The organism is Brevibacillus centrosporus (genome assembly GCF_003710815.1).
GTDB lineage: Bacteria > Bacillota > Bacilli > Brevibacillales > Brevibacillaceae > Brevibacillus > Brevibacillus centrosporus.
Genome location: NZ_RHHP01000025.1, coordinates 42,679 through 59,071, shown reverse-complemented (window position 1 = coordinate 59,071; position 16,393 = coordinate 42,679). Strand labels below are relative to the sequence as shown.

17 protein-coding genes and 2 pseudogenes are annotated in these 16,393 nt (G+C 50.3%); 18 read left to right on the top strand and 1 reads right to left on the bottom strand.

What is annotated here, in order from left to right:
- Window positions 1-32: 32 nt before the first annotated feature.
- The 7 genes and pseudogenes from EDM55_RS19500 to EDM55_RS19470 all read left to right on the top strand — a co-directional run.
- A pseudogene (locus EDM55_RS19500) lies at window positions 33-1,421 on the top strand (spore germination protein); the annotation flags it as partial.
- 183 nt (window positions 1,422-1,604) lie between these two features.
- Window positions 1,605-2,717: pseudogene (locus tag EDM55_RS19495) on the top strand (Ger(x)C family spore germination protein).
- Window positions 2,684-2,914 carry a hypothetical protein gene (locus EDM55_RS19490; RefSeq protein ID WP_092273734.1) on the top strand — a complete coding sequence of 77 codons (231 nt, stop codon included), beginning with the start codon at window positions 2,684-2,686 and terminating at the stop codon, window positions 2,912-2,914. The pseudogene EDM55_RS19495 and the gene EDM55_RS19490 overlap by 34 nt, the downstream one beginning before the upstream one ends.
- Window positions 2,915-2,958: 44 nt before the next feature.
- Window positions 2,959-3,339 (top strand): GerAB/ArcD/ProY family transporter, encoded by a 381-nt coding sequence (locus EDM55_RS31085; protein WP_139228110.1) that lies wholly within the window; start codon window positions 2,959-2,961, stop codon window positions 3,337-3,339.
- Window positions 3,243-3,752, top strand: coding sequence for a GerAB/ArcD/ProY family transporter (locus EDM55_RS19480; RefSeq protein ID WP_246070895.1), 510 nt, complete (start codon window positions 3,243-3,245; stop codon window positions 3,750-3,752). The genes EDM55_RS31085 and EDM55_RS19480 overlap by 97 nt, the downstream gene beginning before the upstream one ends.
- A 26-nt stretch (window positions 3,753-3,778) precedes the next feature.
- Window positions 3,779-4,135, top strand: coding sequence for a hypothetical protein (locus EDM55_RS19475; protein WP_092273922.1), 357 nt, complete (start codon window positions 3,779-3,781; stop codon window positions 4,133-4,135).
- 126 nt (window positions 4,136-4,261) lie between these two features.
- Window positions 4,262-5,185 (top strand): DMT family transporter, encoded by a 924-nt coding sequence (locus EDM55_RS19470; protein WP_122961168.1) that lies wholly within the window; start codon window positions 4,262-4,264, stop codon window positions 5,183-5,185.
- A gap of 13 nt (window positions 5,186-5,198) precedes the next feature.
- Here the strand turns inward: EDM55_RS19470 and EDM55_RS19465 are convergent, their stop codons facing one another.
- Entirely contained in the window at window positions 5,199-6,047 is an 849-nt protein-coding gene (locus EDM55_RS19465; RefSeq protein WP_122961134.1) for an oxidoreductase, read from the bottom strand.
- Window positions 6,048-6,377: 330 nt separating this feature from the next.
- Here EDM55_RS19465 and coxB point away from each other — a divergent pair, with 330 nt between their 5' ends.
- The 11 genes from coxB to EDM55_RS19405 all read left to right on the top strand — a co-directional run bounded on the left by coxB (window position 6,378) and on the right by EDM55_RS19405 (window position 16,392).
- A complete protein-coding gene (coxB, locus tag EDM55_RS19460) occupies window positions 6,378-7,397 on the top strand; it encodes a cytochrome c oxidase subunit II (protein WP_092273919.1) in 1,020 nt (339 codons plus the stop codon).
- Between the two features lie 56 nt (window positions 7,398-7,453).
- Window positions 7,454-9,298: a cytochrome c oxidase subunit I gene (ctaD, locus tag EDM55_RS19455; protein ID WP_092273721.1), complete on the top strand. Its 1,845-nt coding sequence runs from the start codon at window positions 7,454-7,456 to the stop codon at window positions 9,296-9,298.
- Window positions 9,299-9,925: a cytochrome c oxidase subunit 3 gene (locus EDM55_RS19450; protein ID WP_092273718.1), complete on the top strand. Its 627-nt coding sequence runs from the start codon at window positions 9,299-9,301 to the stop codon at window positions 9,923-9,925. It begins immediately after the preceding gene.
- Between the two features lie 3 nt (window positions 9,926-9,928).
- A complete protein-coding gene (locus EDM55_RS19445; protein ID WP_092273715.1) occupies window positions 9,929-10,240 on the top strand; it encodes a cytochrome C oxidase subunit IV family protein in 312 nt (103 codons plus the stop codon).
- A 1,131-nt stretch (window positions 10,241-11,371) separates the two neighbouring features.
- On the top strand, window positions 11,372-11,671 hold the full coding sequence (locus EDM55_RS19435) for an EthD family reductase (RefSeq protein WP_092273916.1): 300 nt from the start codon (window positions 11,372-11,374) through the stop codon (window positions 11,669-11,671).
- A gap of 3 nt (window positions 11,672-11,674) precedes the next feature.
- A complete protein-coding gene (gene paaI, locus EDM55_RS19430; protein ID WP_092273712.1) occupies window positions 11,675-12,136 on the top strand; it encodes a hydroxyphenylacetyl-CoA thioesterase PaaI in 462 nt (153 codons plus the stop codon).
- An 83-nt stretch (window positions 12,137-12,219) separates the two neighbouring features.
- Window positions 12,220-12,606: a PaaI family thioesterase gene (locus tag EDM55_RS19425; RefSeq protein ID WP_092273709.1), complete on the top strand. Its 387-nt coding sequence runs from the start codon at window positions 12,220-12,222 to the stop codon at window positions 12,604-12,606.
- Window positions 12,607-12,634: 28 nt separating this feature from the next.
- Complete coding sequence (locus EDM55_RS19420) at window positions 12,635-13,420, top strand: enoyl-CoA hydratase-related protein (RefSeq protein WP_092273706.1); 786 nt, start codon at window positions 12,635-12,637, stop codon at window positions 13,418-13,420.
- A gap of 45 nt (window positions 13,421-13,465) precedes the next feature.
- A complete protein-coding gene (gene paaK, locus EDM55_RS19415) occupies window positions 13,466-14,782 on the top strand; it encodes a phenylacetate--CoA ligase PaaK (RefSeq protein WP_092273703.1) in 1,317 nt (438 codons plus the stop codon).
- Between the two features lie 47 nt (window positions 14,783-14,829).
- The gene (locus tag EDM55_RS19410; protein ID WP_122961133.1) at window positions 14,830-15,603 is read left to right on the top strand and encodes an enoyl-CoA hydratase-related protein; all 774 of its coding nucleotides are present in this window, start codon (window positions 14,830-14,832) and stop codon (window positions 15,601-15,603) included.
- Window positions 15,604-15,612: 9 nt separating this feature from the next.
- Window positions 15,613-16,392: an enoyl-CoA hydratase-related protein gene (locus EDM55_RS19405; RefSeq protein WP_122961132.1), complete on the top strand. Its 780-nt coding sequence runs from the start codon at window positions 15,613-15,615 to the stop codon at window positions 16,390-16,392.
- The last annotated feature ends 1 nt before the right edge of the window (window position 16,393 follow it).

Sequence of the window (16,393 nt, the reverse complement as noted above, 5' to 3'; positions counted from 1 at the left end):
TGTAATGATTTGGCAGCGAGCGGAGCTTTCATGCAGCTCTTTTTTATATCGATGGAATGGTAGACACCGCCTCTATCCAAAACTTTCTTTTGGAAACATTGATGATCGATCTGCCTAAAACGATGCTCTCCTGGGAGCTCGACAGGTCGGATGGTGTTTTGCACTTTCTGAAAGAGTCCGTTATGACCGTGGGGGACATCCAGGAGGTATGCGATGTCAACTCTCTGTTTACGTGTCTTTTATCCGGCTACTGCGTTTTTTTGCTAGATGGTTATGACGAAGGCTTTGCAGTTGGGATGATAGGCTGGGAAGAACGAAGTGTGACAGAGCCCTCCGGAGAGACGGTGATTCGCGGTCCACGAGAAGGCTTTACCGAGAATTTGCGGACAAATACGTCGTTAATCCGACGCAGAATCAAGGACCCGCGCCTGTGGATTGAAATTCGCCGCATTGGGAATGTGACGCATACGGATGTGGCAATCGCCTATATCAAAGGAATCGCCAATGACAAGGTCGTTGAAGAAGTACGAAGGCGGCTTGACCGAATCTGTATCGATAGTATCCTAGAGACCGGTTATATTGAAGAGTTGATCCAGGACGAAACCTTTACACCCTTTCCGACTATGAACAATACGGAGCGTCCCGACGTGGCGACTGCGGAGCTGGTTGAAGGCAGAGTGATAATCCTGGTGGACGGCACGCCTTTTGTGCTGGTAGCACCAGCTCTGTTCGTCGGTTTTTTTCAGGCTGCAGAGGATTACTACCAGCGGGCAGACATTAGCACGCTGCTTCGTGGGCTGCGGTATGTCAGCTTTTTTATCGCGCTATTGGGCCCGTCGTTATACATCGCGATTACGACCTTTCATCAGGAGATGCTGCCCACGCAGCTATTAATCAGCTTGGCGGCACAGCGCGAAGGTGTTCCCTTTCCTGCGTTTTTCGAAGCGCTGCTGATGGAAGTGACCTTCGAAATTTTGCGGGAGGCAGGCGTGCGGATGCCAAAAGCTATTGGGCAAGCCGTGTCCATTGTAGGAACCCTGGTGATCGGGACGGCCGCTGTAGATGCGGGAATCGTGTCTGCTGCCATGGTCATCGTAGTTTCGATTACGGCGATTGCCAGCTTTGTCTTGCCAGCTTTCAATATGTCCATCGCCGTGCGGATGCTGCGTTTTCCGTTGATGGCTCTGGCGGCGTCCTTCGGTATTTTTGGCGTAATCGTCGGCTTACTGCTCTTGGTTTTGCATTTGTGCAGCCTGCGATCCTTTGGGGTCCCTTACATGAGTCCGTTGGCACCGCTAAACATTCAAGATCAAAAGGATACGCTGCTGCGATTGCCGCATTGGGCATTACGGACACGTCCCCATCTCATTTCGCAGAACAATATAGTCCGTGCCCAAAACAAACCGACACGCAAACCAAAGCGCAGGGGTAATCAGCAGCCACTGGACATATCGACAGCAAAGGGGAGTGCAGATGAAGAAACGGCGACTGATTATCATCATGCTACTGATGACTATCGTTCTGACTGGCTGCTGGAATCGGCGTGAACTGAACGAGCTTGCGGCTTTGGCGTAGACAAAGATGGGGAGCAATATCGGTTTTCTGTGCAGGTGGTCGATCCAGGTGAAGTGGCGGCAAACAAGGGCGGTACAAGTGGCCGTACGCCAGTCACGATGTATCATATGTCTGCGCCCACGATCTTTGAGGCTCTGCGGAAAATGACGACGGTATCGCCTCGGAAAATATACAATTCCCATCTGCGCATTTTGGTCATTGGCGAAGCAGTGGCGAAGGATGGACTCGGAGAGGTTCTTGATTTCGTATCGCGCGATCAGGAAATGCTAACGGATTTCTACATCGTCGTTGCCAAAGAAGGGCATACGGCTGAGGAGGCGCTGAAAATCTTGACGCCGATTGAGAAAATCCCTGCCAACAATCTGTTCCATTCCTTGGCTGCATCGGCGAAAGCTTGGGCACCGAGTACGACTGTTACGCTGGACCAACTGATCGCTGATCTGGTTAGCGAGGGCAAACAGCCTGTTCTGACTGGTCTTCGAATCAACGGCAATGCTCAGATCGGACAAACTAATGCCAATCTGGAAAAAATAGACAACGCCGCAACCCTGCAATACACAGGGCTGGCAGTGTTCAAGGAAGACAAATTGATTGGCTGGCTGAACCAGAATGACAGCATTGGCTACAACTTTATTCTGAACAACATCAAAAGCACGGTCGGCGATCTGGCATGCCCCGGTGGCTGAAAAATGGTGATCGAAGTGATTCGATCAGATACCAAAGTGAAAGGCTTTGTGGAGAAAGGACAGCCACGTATCGAGGTGAAATCGCGTATCGAGGCAAACGTGGGAGAGATGGCATGTCATCTCGATCTGACCAAGACCAACAGCATCGCAGAGATTGAAAAGATTGCCTCCAAGAGAGTCCAAGACTTGATGAATCAAACCGTGTCTAAAGTGCAAAAGCAGTACAAGGTAGACATCTTTGGATTTGGAGAAGCTGTCCACCGGGCAAATGCTACCGCTTGGAAGGCCTGGAAAAAGGATTGGGACGCTCAATTTGCCAAGCTTCCGGTAGATTACAAGGTTGAAGTGAAAATACGGCCGTTTGGGTACGGTCAGCAATTCGTTCTTGCAGGAAATGAACAAGGAATAAAGGGGCAGGGTCTATGTGGGCGATATCAGGTATTCTTTCCGTCGTAGCTTTGATTGCATGGCTGGAAATACCGTCGTTGCTCAAAAAAGGTTACAGGCGGGAAGTTCGGGCGTTTTTGATTCTGCTTTTGCTGGCTGCTGTGTTGAGCATAGCCAAATGCTTGCAGATCGATATGCCAAACCCGATCGATTGGCTGCTCAAGCTGTTCTCTCCTTTGTACAAAATGGTTGAACAGCTGCTATAGACCTAAGTCAGCTCGACGGTCGAGCCTTCACAGGAAGGAAACGGATGCGCATGTGGGAAGAAGGCAAAATCAGCTCGCGACAATTGACGATTATGACTGTACTCTACATTCTAGGGAGTGCTGTTTTGATCATGCCAGGGCCGTTAGCAACTGTCGCCAAACGGGACGCATGGATAGCAGCGATTCTTGCGATGGTCATTGGCCTGCTGAGTATAGCACTGATACATGCGCTGGGACGGCGCTTTACTGGGCTGACCCTGATGGCTTACACGGAGCTGCTTTTTTTCCGTGGGTGCTCCTGTTATTTGGCATTCTCGTTTTGTTTGTCGTGCCGAATGCCAAGCTGGAAAATATCCTGCCTGTCCTGGAAAACGGAGTGGGGCCAGTCATCCGGGCTGCTCTGCCATTTGCTGGATTTCCCTTAATGGAAGGGGTGACTGTCCTGATGATCTATCCAATGGTCAACCGACCAGAGAATAACGGAAAATCTCTCATCACCGGAATGGTGGTTGGCGGACTTGCATTAATCATCACGACAGCGCTTTGTCTCCTTGTGCTAGGCTACGATCAAACAGCGAGACTGACATTCCCCAGCTACGGTCTGGCACATGTGTTTGGTCTGCGGGAGTATCGATTTCTCCTGCTGCCACTTTCGATGTGCAATATTGTGTTTGCGCTTGTTCTCATCCCGACTACCTCCACTTTGTATGAGCTGATTCCGGTCTGGGGGACGTACGCACCTTTCTTTCGGGATTCTCTTTCCCCTATTTTTGCTGATCATAGCAGGGTTCCGCAAAAAAATCGTGCAGTAGAATGGACAGAAGTGGGAATACTGTAGAAACCAAATGAGGGAGGCAGATGAGCGTGGACGGTTTATTGATCAAGCTGCTCGTAAGTCCGGTGTTGGTAGTATTGGCGGATGCGCTGTTTCCGGAAGTGAATTATTTATCTCTTTATTACTCAATTGGCGTAGGCTTTGTATTGGCACTCGCGGGTTATTGGCTGGAGAGAATCATCCTGCGGCCAGGAACATTATGGCTGACGACAGCGCTTGATATGATTGCAGGCTTTGTGATTACGTACGTCAGCGCGTTTATCTTGCCCGCTGCGATTCAGATCACGCCGATGGGAGCAGGCTTCGTGGCGATCTTTTATGGAGTTGCGGAATATTTGCAGCATGGCTGGCTTATTCAGACAGGGAGAGTATCCGAATACGAATAGCCTTACATGGATGACGCGCACTCTCTTTTGAGGTGCGCGTTTTTGGTTGGCTTTGACAGCAGGGGTAGCCCGAGCTATTCTACTGAAAGAAGAGAGTAAACCTGATTGATGGGTGAGGGGGAAATCATGAGGGCGATTCTATTGGGAGTGGTTGCATCGCTTTTTTTCGCGACGACCTTTGTATTGAACAGAGCGATGGAGCTATCCGGCGGCAGCTGGCTTTACAGTGCGTCCCTTCGCTACTTGTTTATGGTGCCGTTTCTTTTGGTAATTGTCGGCATGCGGCGAGGGCTGCAGCCACTTTGGGAGGAAATGAAAGCAACCCCCTGGCAATGGGGGGTGTGGAGCTTTGTCGGATTTGGTTTGTTCTATGCACCGCTATGTTTCGCGGCGATTTATAGTCCAGGCTGGCTGATTGCCGGGACATGGCAGGTGACGATCATCGCGGGTTCCTTGCTCGTTCCGCTGTTTGGGCAGAAAATCCCCTACAAGGGGCTGCTCATGTCCATGCTGATCTTGGCCGGGGTTGGTCTGATGCAATTGCACGAGGCAGCATCCGTCGGAATGAAGGAAGTGCTGCTCGGGATAGGTCCGATCGTGGTGGCTGCCTTTGCCTACCCTTTGGGAAACCGAAAGATGATGGCGATGACAAAAGGGCGGATCGACGCCTACCAGAGGGTGCTGGGAATGACGCTTGCCAGTCTTCCGTTTTGGGTGCTGCTCGCGATTATTGGCTTTGTGACGGAAGGGGCGCCCAGCAGTGGACAAACACTGCAATCCTTGCTCGTAGCTCTTTCCTCCGGGATCGTGGCGACAGTGCTCTTTTTCCAAGCGACGGATCTGGCAAAGGGAAACGCCCAGCAGCTGGCTGTCGTCGAGGCTACGCAAGCGGGAGAAGTCGTCTTTGCCGTCATGCTTGAAATGATGCTCCTGAGCGCGCCGCTGCCAGGGCTGTGGTCCAATGTAGGGATGCTGCTGGTCATCTTCGGGATGGTACTACATAGCTACGTGTCGAGCTTACCCCAGCCGAAGAAAACGAGCTTGTTCTAAAGCAGGGAGGGGCTCACCTCATTCGTTTGGAGACGATGGCCTCTATCCATCTCCAAGGTAAGAGATTCTTTGCAGCGATGGTGAGTCCGACACCCTTTCCTACCGGGTAGCGCAGTCTTGGCTTTTGCGTGGTGGCGGCATGTACGATCGTTTTTACGACCTCATCTGGCTCGGGAGCGTTCTCCATGATATGGGAGACGGCAGCACGCAGCTTTTGCATTTGCTCGAGATAGGGAGAGGCCGAGGAATGAGGCTCCTTCGTGCTCGATTTGATCCCCTTTTCCCAGATGGAAGTCCGGTATGATCCAGGCTCGATCAGAACGACGTCCACACCAAAAGGCAGCATCTCCAGGCGCAGGGATTCGCTGAAGCCTTCCACAGCGTGCTTCGAGGCAGTGTAGGGAGCAAGCCCTGGAAAGCCGAAGCGCCCACTGATACTGCTGAGGTTGATGATGCGGCCGCTTTGCTGCTGACGCATGTGTGGGAGGACAGCATGTGTGACATCGATGAGACCGAACACGTTGACGTCAAATTGCTTGCGCCACTCCTGAAGAGAGAGTTCCTCAACGAAGCCGCCGCAGGCATATCCAGCATTATTGAGGAGTAAATCGATTCTCCCGTAGCGGCTAACGATGGAAGAAATAGTTGCTGCGATCTGCTCTGAATCTGTAACATCCAGAGGCATGACTTCCATATGTTCCGTTGCTATATGTACTTTTGCCATTTTGTCAAGTGCTCCTCGGTTTCCGATGTCTCGAATGGAAGCAATTACTTGGTAGCCAGCCTTGACTAATGCACAGGAAGCGTGCATGCCAAACCCGCTAGAGGCACCTGTAACCAGTGCCACAGGCCTATTTTGCATATTTTTTCTCCTTTTTCCTACCAATTTAGGTCTGTATTAACACGAAAGTTCACAAATTTGTTCATAAATTTGTTAACAAAATGATAACAAACTGCCTTTAGATTAAGGAAAATTTATGTATACTTAAATGGTTACCACGCGCGGGTAGAGGTCTGCTATCCCTAACTCTATTTGTTTGTTTCTGGAATGGTTGCTAATACTTTTCGTAAATGGGTATCATATTTGGGGAAAGTAGTTGAGGCCATCCTCACAAGTGAAAGAGTGCGATAAACTTCTAGTTGCAAGCGTGGCTAGAACGTTACCAACACGAAGAAAGAGGGGTTCATGGGTATGAAGGGTTGGCAACAGTTTTGGCGTCAGCTTTCGCTATTTGGTCTGCTGGCGCTGGCATTAACCGGTTGTGGCAAAGATGAGCTCTCCACGCTCAAGCCTTCCGGTCCGGTTGCAGCGATGCAGTTTGACTTGATGAAGCTGTCCTCCGCTATCATGATCGGCGTTTTTATTGTCGTTATGCTGATCTTTACGTACGTCCTTATTCGATACCGTAAGCGTCCGGGACAGCAAGGAATTCCGAAACAGGTGGAAGGCAATCATGCACTTGAAATTCTTTGGACAGTAATTCCATTCCTGCTTCTGATTGTAATGGCAATCCCGACCGTTACAACTGGTTTCGAGCTTCATAAGGAGTATTCAAAAGAAGAAGCGCTTCAAGTGAAAGTGACAGCACACCAATTCTGGTGGGAATTTGAGTATCCAGACCTTGGTGTAGCAACTGCGCAGGATTTGGTTCTGCCAGTCGGCAAAAAAGTTCAATTCCATGTAACGTCAGCAGATGTTATGCACGCATTCTGGATTCCGGCATTGGGCGGTAAAATCGATACCAACCCGGGCCAAGAAAACAAAATCTGGCTGCAAGCTGACAAAACAGGCACTTTCTACGGAAAATGCGCGGAGCTCTGTGGAGCGTCCCATGCCTTGATGGACTTCAAGGTAGAAGTAATGGATCAAGCTGCGTTTGACAGCTGGGCAAATGGCATGAAGGGCGTTCAAGCCGCTGAACCAGTTGCTGCTACTGCTGCAAGTGCTGCTCAAGGTCAAGAAATCTTCAACAAGAGCTGTTTGGGATGCCATGCTGTTGCCGGTAAAGGCGGCAAAATGGGTCCAAACCTGACGAACTTTGCAGATCGTGAACGCGTAGCAGGGATTCTTGCTCACACGCCTGAAAACGTAGCAGAGTGGCTGAAAGATCCTCAAAAGGTCAAGCCAGGCAACAACATGCCTAACTTGAACCTGGATGATGCGCAAACGAAGGCGCTCGTCGATTATCTGCAAACACTTAGCGTGAAGTAAGATTCATACAAGATATTACCCGTCATAGGCAGTGACGCTTAAAAGGAGGTAAACCTGTGTCTGCACATGATTCTCACGCACCAAATCGCTCAGGGCTGTGGGATTGGCTCACGACAGTGGACCATAAGAAAATCGCGATCCTGTATCTGATTGCTGGTGGGATTTTCTTCCTGGCTGGCGGTTTTGAAGCCCTGCTGATTCGCTTGCAGCTGATGTATCCGGAGTCTTCTGTGGTAGGTGCCAAGACGTTTAACGAATTGATCACCATGCACGGTACCACGATGATCTTCCTCGCAGCAATGCCGATCATCTTTGCTCTGATGAATGCAGTTGTTCCTCTTCAAATCGGTGCCCGCGACGTTGCGTTCCCGTTCGTGAACTCTCTTGGCTTCTGGCTCTTCTTCTTCGGGGGAGTGCTGCTGAATACAAGCTGGTTCTTGGGTGGCGCACCTGACGCTGGTTGGACATCTTATACAACTTTGGCTTTGAACCAATATAGTGGCCACGGTGTAGACTTCTACGTATTGGGTCTGCAGATCGCCGGTATCGGTACACTGATTGGTGGTATCAACTTCCTGGTTACCATTATCAACATGCGTGCTCCAGGTATGACGTTCATGCGTATGCCGATGTTTACCTGGTCTGCTTTCGTTACATCCGGTCTGATCCTGTTCGCATTCCCTGCGATTACCGTGGGTCTGGTTCTGTTGATGTTTGACCGCTTGTTCGGAGGTAACTTCTTCAATCCGGATGCGGGTGGTAACGTTGTCATTTGGGAACATCTCTTCTGGATCTTCGGTCACCCCGAAGTATACATTTTGATTCTTCCTGCATTTGGTGTGATCTCTGAAGTTATTTCTACCTTTGCAAGAAAACGCCTGTTCGGTTACAGCTCCATGGTATTTGCAACGGCGCTGATCGGCTTCCTCGGCTTCATGGTGTGGGCTCACCACATGTTCACAACAGGTCTGGGTGCAATCGCGAACACATTGTTTGGTCTGGCAACCATGTTGATTGCCGTACCGACAGGGATTAAAATCTTTAACTGGCTGTTGACGATGTGGGGCGGTCAAATTCGTTTCACATCAGCAAATCTGTGGGCAGTAGGCTTTATTCCAACCTTTACAATCGGTGGTATGACAGGGGTTATGCTTGCTATTCCGCCAGCTGACTACCAATACCATGATAGCTACTTCGTAGTTGCTCACTTCCACTACGTTATCGTAGGGGGTCTCGTATTCGGGCTCTTCGCGGGTCTGCACTACTGGTGGCCAAAAATGTTCGGAAAAATGCTCAATGAAACTTTGGGAAAATGGAACTTCTGGACGTTCTTCATCGGTTTCCATTTGACATTCTTCCCGCAGCACTTCTTGGGTCTGATGGGGATGCCGCGTCGTGTCTTCACTTACCTCAAAGATCAAAACCTCGATATGGGTAACATGATCAGTACTATTGGTGCGTTCGGTATGACGATTGGTACAATCCTGTTCCTTGTAAACATCTTCGTGACGGCAGCAAGCTCCAAGCGCGCACCTGCAGATCCATGGGATGGACGTACACTGGAATGGTCGATTCCTTCGCCTCCACCGGAGTACAACTTCGCTCAAACTCCACTGGTTCGTGGTCTGGATGCTTTCTGGATCGAAAAAGTGGCGGGCAACAAAGGTATGACACCTGCAGAACCGCTTGGCGATATTCATATGCCATCACCGTCGTTCTTGCCGTTCTTGATGTCTGTTGGTCTGTTCATCGCGGGATACGGTTTCATGTACCACAACTACGTGGTAGTGGTAATCGGCTTGCTGGTGACATTCGCCTGCATGTTTACACGCTCGGTAAAAGACGATCCTGGTTATCATATTCATGAGGACGAAATCGAGGATAAGGGGGTTAAGGCTTAAATGGCTACACATCACGCAAATGCAGTTTTGCCTGACGAACCGGAAAAAGCCACCCTTGAGGGCAAGAATAAACTTCTTGGCTTCTGGCTCTTCCTTGGTGGGGAGACTGTTCTCTTCGGTTCCTTGTTTGCTACATTCATTGCCCTGCGCGATCAGGCAAATGGCGGTCCGACTTCGCAAGAGCTATTCGACATGTCACTGGTTGCAGCAGCGACACTGCTTCTGTTGACGAGTTCCATGACAGCTGTAATGGCGACGCTTGCTCTGCACAAGAAAAATCTGAAGCAGATTCAAGTTTGGCTGACCATTACCGTTATTCTCGGTCTCGGATTCTTGGGCTTGGAGATTTATGAGTTCATGCATTACGTGCACGAAGGACATAAGATCTCGACGAGTGCGTTTGGCTCCGCGTTTTATACACTCGTAGGATTCCACGGAGGCCACGTAGCTTTCGGTATTCTCTGGATCATCCTTCTGCAAGTATCGGCAACGAAAAAAGGTCTGACGGTAGTAACCGCTCCAAAGTTCTACCTGGCCTCCCTGTACTGGCACTTTATTGACGTAGTATGGGTGTTCATCTTTACCGTGGTATATCTCATGGGTATGATCGGTGGAAAGGTGGGATAAACAATGGGAGCACATACAGAAGAAGTGCGTAAGCCTAAAGTGAAGCACGATAGTCCAAAACGACATCTCGTTGCATTCATCGGTTCTCTAGTATTGACGGCACTTGCGTTTATCGCCGTTGCCTTCGAAGTAATTCCGGTAGGCTTTACCGTACCATTCATTGTGGTTCTGGCTTTTGTTCAAGCCCTTTTCCAGCTCTTCGTCTGGATGCACATGGACCAAAAAGGTCATGAGTTTGCACGGATCAGCATCTTCGCAGGACTGTTCGTTATCCTGCTGGCGATCATCGTATTCGTGTTCTGGGTTTGGATTTAAAAGGAAAAAGAGAGTGGACATTCGTGTCTGCTCTCTTTTTTTCTTCTGTCGAATAACATAACTGTGGTGGGGAGAAGCAGGTTTCCGATCTGCTCCTGGCTGCACCTGCGAAGGAGTCTAGACTGTCCGCTCCGCAACGATTCACGGGGAAGCGGTAAAGTCGTAGCCGCTTCGTAGCGAACACAGAGGTACCGCTTCTTGCCCCCGTGAATTCATTGCTCCGCTAAGCTGGGTTCCGCAGTCGCTCCGCCTGGAAACCTGCATCTCCCGCGAGCTTTTGAGGTTTCTAGCAACCTGATTCTGCTGTGGTTCGAGGGAGAAAATGCTCACTGTCGAGCAACATGACTGAGGTGAGGAGAAGCAGGTTTCCGATCTGCGCTCCAGGCTGCACCCTGCGGGGAAGGGTAGACTGTCCGCTCCACAACGATTCACGGGGAAGCGGTAAAGTCGTAGCCGCTTCGTAGCGAATACAGAGGTACCGCTTCTTGATCCCGTGAATTCTTTGCTCCGCTATGCAGGGTTCCGCAGTCGCTCCGCCTGGAAACCTGCTTCTCTAGCGAGCTTTTGCGGTTTCTAGTAGCCTTGTTCTGCTGTGGATCAAGGTAGAAAATGCTTTTTGACCAAAAGCTCTCACGCTTCGAAGTTCATTCTAAGGGAGTAAGACCCCAAGCTGGCCCAGGAAAAAGGAGAAATAAGCGAAGTTCTTTGGGGCACCAGCCGAAGCGGAATGGAAAAAGGGAAACACGGTCTTAAGCGTCCACCTCTGGGACACATCCTGAAACAGCCACTTTGGACGCGGTTTCGATTTTTCCATGGAGCTGTACAGGGATGACCTCACTGCAGGGGACCCAAGAAGCTGGAGCGCTTTCTCCTTTTTCCGCTCCTCCACTACAGTCTGACCAAATGAATACCGCGCTTTTCATACATTTCCATAATGTACAGAGGCTTTTCGCCATATAGTGGGAGAGAGGCCTCTTGCTTTTGTCGAACGATGGAACAGGGCAATAGGAAAATGCTTGCGCCGATTCTGAAGTATTTATATAATAAAAACTATAACGTGCGTTAAAATAACGTTATATTAATTACACGTCACATGTTTAGACAATTTCTAATAGGAAAGCAGGGATCATGATGGTAAAATTGGTGGCTGTTTATCGTAAACCGGAGGATGTCGAGGCATTTGACAAGCATTATTATGAAGTTCATGCCCCGCTGGCAGAAAAAATGCCAGGCCTGATCAAGATGGAAGTAAACAAAATTTACGGCACACCAATGGGCGAAAGCGACCTGCATCTGATCGCAAACATGTACTTTGAATCCAAAGAAGCTTTGTTGGAAGCGTTGTCATCTCCAGAAGGACGCGCTGCTGGTAAGGACCTGCGTGGCTTTGCAGGGTCAGTCGTAACGATGCACTTTGCAGAAGTGGTGTAAGCTATGCGCCAAACGATTGATGAAAGCAAGCTTCACCAAGAGAGATACAACGAGATATGTGAAAAGCTAACGCAAGATAAATATGCACAGTTCCTTGGAATTCGGTTGATCGAACTGGGAGAGGGAACGGCGACTGCCGAATTGACGGTGGAGGAGCATATGCTGAATGCCCATGGAACCGCCCATGGAGCAGTGATCTTCTCGCTGGCAGACTTCGTTTTTGCAGCTGCCTGTAATTCCTACGGAAAAACGTCCGTTGCCCTTTCGATGAACATCGGCTTTTTGGCAGCAGGCTTTAAAGGGAACCGCCTCGTTGCCACGGCCACCGAGGAAAAGAAAAACAACCGTACAGCGTGGTATCGCATTCGCGTAGAAAGCGACAGCGAGCTGATCGCGACATTGGATGCGCTAGCTTACCGCAAGAACGATTACTTCGTATCGATTGAGGATCACGAGGCAAAATAACCCCAGCAAAAGGATGCCCGAAGCTGATGCGAAAGGCTCCTTTCCCTGTTTTACGCGATACGAGGAAAAAAGGAGACGCAGCAATGTCAGAGCATATCCGCAATCGGTTTAATGACTATCTGGGGATCGAGGTTATTCATCGAGATGAAGAGGGCTGCAAGGTTGCTCTGAAAATACGCCCAGAGCTGTTCAATAGTATTGATGGAGTCGTTCATGGCGGTGTTACTTCCACACTGGCGGACGTTGCGATGGGGCATGGTGCCGCACCTCACGTCGATGGCGTTCAGCAATGCGTAACAGTAGAAAGCAAGATTCAGTATTTGTACCCTGCACGCGGAGAGCTTTTGGAAGCAGAGTCCCGTGTGCTGAAGAGCGGCAAGACCTTGATCATCATGGAAGCGCGCGTGACCTGTGACGGCAAGCTTGTCGCAGTGGCAACGGGTACCTACGCACGAGTTAAACAGGCATAATTTTTTGCAAATGGGCGAGGAGGACAATATGAATCAGGAAGCTGTGCGATTCGAACGAGACGGGCATATCGGCGTCATCACACTCAATCGTCCTGATGAGCTGAACGCACTCAATTATGATACGCTGGATCGCTTGGGTGAAATCATCGAAGAGATTCGGTTGGACTCCAAAGAAGTACGCGTCGTTTTGGTAAAAGCCGAGGGTCGCGCTTTTTGTGCAGGTGCAGACCTGAAAGAGCGTCGTACCTTGACAGAGCAGCAGGTTCGCCGCAACGTTCGCAAAATCAGAGATGTGTTTACAGCACTGGAAAGACTGCCGCAGCCGACCATAGCCCTGATCAACGGCTTTGCTTTTGGTGGAGGCTTTGAGCTGGCGCTGGCCTGTGATTTCCGCTATGCAGTGGCTGAAGCCAAAATGGGTCTGACCGAAGTAAGCTTGGGAATCATCCCGGGAGCAGGAGGAACGCAGCGACTGTCTCGGCTGATTGGACCTTCCAAGGCAAAGGAGCTGATTTTGACGGCTCGCCGAATTACGGCTGCCGATGCCCTCGAACTTGGTTTTGTAAGCGGTCTCGCAAACGATACGACACAGCTGTACGAGCTGGGTGTAAGCTTGGCGCAAGAGATCCTGGCCAATGCACCACTTGCTGTCTATCAAGCCAAGCTGGCGATTGATCGCGGCTCCAGTGTCGATTTGCAGACGGGTCTGGATGTAGAAACGATGTGTTATGAAGTGATTATTCCGACGAAAGACCGGGTAGAAGCGCTTGAAGCGTTCCGCGAAAAACGCAAACCGGTGTTTAAAGGCGAATAACAACCAGAAAATAACAACAGGAATGTTGAGAAATGAGGGAACGGTATGATTTTTAACGTGGAAATGGAAACGCTGCCAAGAGAGAAAATGGCAGAATTGCAATTGAAACGTCTGCAAGAAACCGTAAAACGTGTCTATGAACGAGTCCCTTTTCATCAAAAAGCATTTGACGAAGCTGGTGTAAAACCAGAAGACATCCAGACCCTTGATGATATCCAGAAGCTTCCGTTTATGAAGAAAAAAGATTTGCGCGAGAATTATCCTTTCAATCTGTTTGCTGTCGATATGAAAGAAGTTTCGCGTATCCATGGCTCTTCCGGAACAAAAGGGAAGCCAACCGTTGTAGGCTACACCAAAAATGACATTGAAAACTGGTCGGAAATCGTTGCACGTGCGATCTGTAGCGCGGGCGGTGAGCCAGGCGATATCTTCCATAATGCATACGGCTACGGACTGTTCACTGGCGGTTTGGGGCTGCACTATGGCATCGAACGCATGGGCGCAGTTGCGGTTCCGATTTCCGGAGGGAACACCCCTCGTCAAATTACCTTGATCGAAGACTTCCAGCCGCGTGGACTTGCAGCTACTCCTTCGTACGTGCTCAATATCGTGGAAGAAATGAAAAAGCAAGGAATTAACCCACGCGAGACAAGTCTCAAATACGGCATTTTCGGTGCGGAGCCATGGTCCGAAGAAATGCGTGAACAGCTGGAAGAAGCACTCGACATTAAAGCGGTAGACATTTACGGATTGAGCGAAGTAATGGGGCCAGGCGTATCGATTGAATGCCACGAAGCACAAGATGGCTTGCACATCGCAGAAGACCATTTCTTGGCGGAAATCGTAGATCCAAACACAGGAGAAGTGCTGCCATACGGACAAGAAGGTGAGCTCGTCTTTACCTCTTTGACAAAAGAAGCGTTCCCCGTGATTCGCTATCGGACAGGTGACATTGCTTCTCTGAATCCAGCTCCATGTAAATGCGGTCGTACTACGCTTCGCATGTCCCGCATCAAAGGACGCGTCGATGATATGCTCATCATCCGCGGGGTCAATGTGTTCCCGACTGAGATTGAAGCAGTATTGCTGACTTTCAAACAGCTGGCTCCCCATTACCAAGTCGTCATTGAGCGTGACGGAGCGCTTGATCGCTTTGAAGTTCACTGTGAATTGACACCTGAGTACATGAGCGAGATCGGCAGTATCGACAGCCCTGATCTTGTTCCCTTGAAGAAAGCAATTGGACATGATATCAAGTGTTCGCTGGGTGTAACGGTCGTGCTGCGTCTCTTGCCACCAAACTCTCTCGTGAGAAGCGAAAGCAAAGCGATGCGCATCGTAGACAACCGGAACAAAGCGTAAGTTTCCTTTGATCAACGGTTTGGCGAAGGAAAGGGAGGATGAGCCAAGTGTCTTATGAATACATCACCGTTGCTCGTGAGGATGGGGTTGGCATTGTTACGCTCAATCGACCGAAAATTCTCAATGCGTTGAACTTGAAGCTGATCGACGAGCTGGTCACAGAACTTACGAACCTAGACAAGGATTCTGAGATTCGGACGATTTTGCTCACGGGTAACGAAAAAGCCTTCGCAGCGGGTGCAGACATCAATGAAATGGCAGAGGCATCCGCCATTGAAATCATGAAACGGGACCAATTTGCCGTCTGGGACCGCATTTCGCTCATCTCCAAGCCGATTATCGGTGCAGTGAGTGGCTTTGCGCTCGGTGGTGGCTGCGAGCTCATGATGAACTGCGACATCGTGATTGCTTCGGAGACAGCGGTCATCGGTCAACCGGAAATCAAGCTTGGTGTCATGCCGGGTGCTGGTGGGACGCAGCGTCTAGTTCGGGCGGTTGGACTGCGAAAAGCCATGGAGATGCTGCTCACAGGAGATCCGATTACGGCGAAGGAGGCCTTGCAATACGGGCTGGTCAATCGCGTGGTTCCTGTCGAAGTCTACTACCAGGAAGCGCTCAAGCTGGCCAAGCAGATTGCTGGGCAGCCCCCACTCGCAGTGCAGGTCATCAAAAAAGCTGCGCACAAAGCCGATGATTTGCCGCTTCAGGAAGGCATGGATTACGAAAGAAACGGTTTTTACCTGCTCCTCGCAAGTGAGGATCGGCAAGAAGGCATGCAGGCGTTTTTGGAAAAGCGCAAACCCCGTTTTACGGGAAACTAGGAGGCGGCCATGTACGAGACGATTCTATGCGAGGTATCGGATGGCGTTGCAGTCGTTACTCTGAATCGACCGGATAAATTCAATGCTTTTACCGAGCGGATGAACAAGGAAATCACGGATGCGCTCAAGCAAGCGCAGAAGGATGAAAGCGTGCGCTGCATCCTTCTGACAGGCGCAGGCCGTGCTTTCAATGCAGGGCAGGATCTGGGCGATGTAGCCGGTGGCGGCGAAGTCGACTTCGGAGGATTTTTACGCGATCGCTACAACCCGATGATTCTCCAATTTCAAAAAACAGAGAAGCCGATTGTCGCAGCTGTCAACGGCGTGGCAGCAGGCGCGGGTATGAGTGTAGCGCTGGCGTGTGACATCCGCCTGGCTTCCGAGAAGGCTTCGTTCGTAAATGCCTTTGTCAATATCGGACTGGTACCGGATTCAGGAGGCTGCTACTTCCTGCCGCGTATCGTTGGACTCGGCAAAGCACTGGAGCTGGCGATGACAGGAGAAAAGGTTTCAGCAGCAGAAGCGCTGCGGATCGGAATGGTCAATCAGGTATATCCTGCAGATACGTTCCAAGAGGAAGCGCTGGCGTATGCTCGCAAGCTTGCAACTCTGCCCACCCGAGCGATCGGCCTGATCAAACGGACGATGAACAAAGGTCTGGATATGAGCTTGGAGGAGACACTCAATTACGAAGCGTATGCCCAAGGGATTGCAGGCAGCACAGAGGATCACAAAGAAGGGGTAACGGCCTTCATGGAAAAACGCGCACCGCGCTTTACAGGCAGATAGG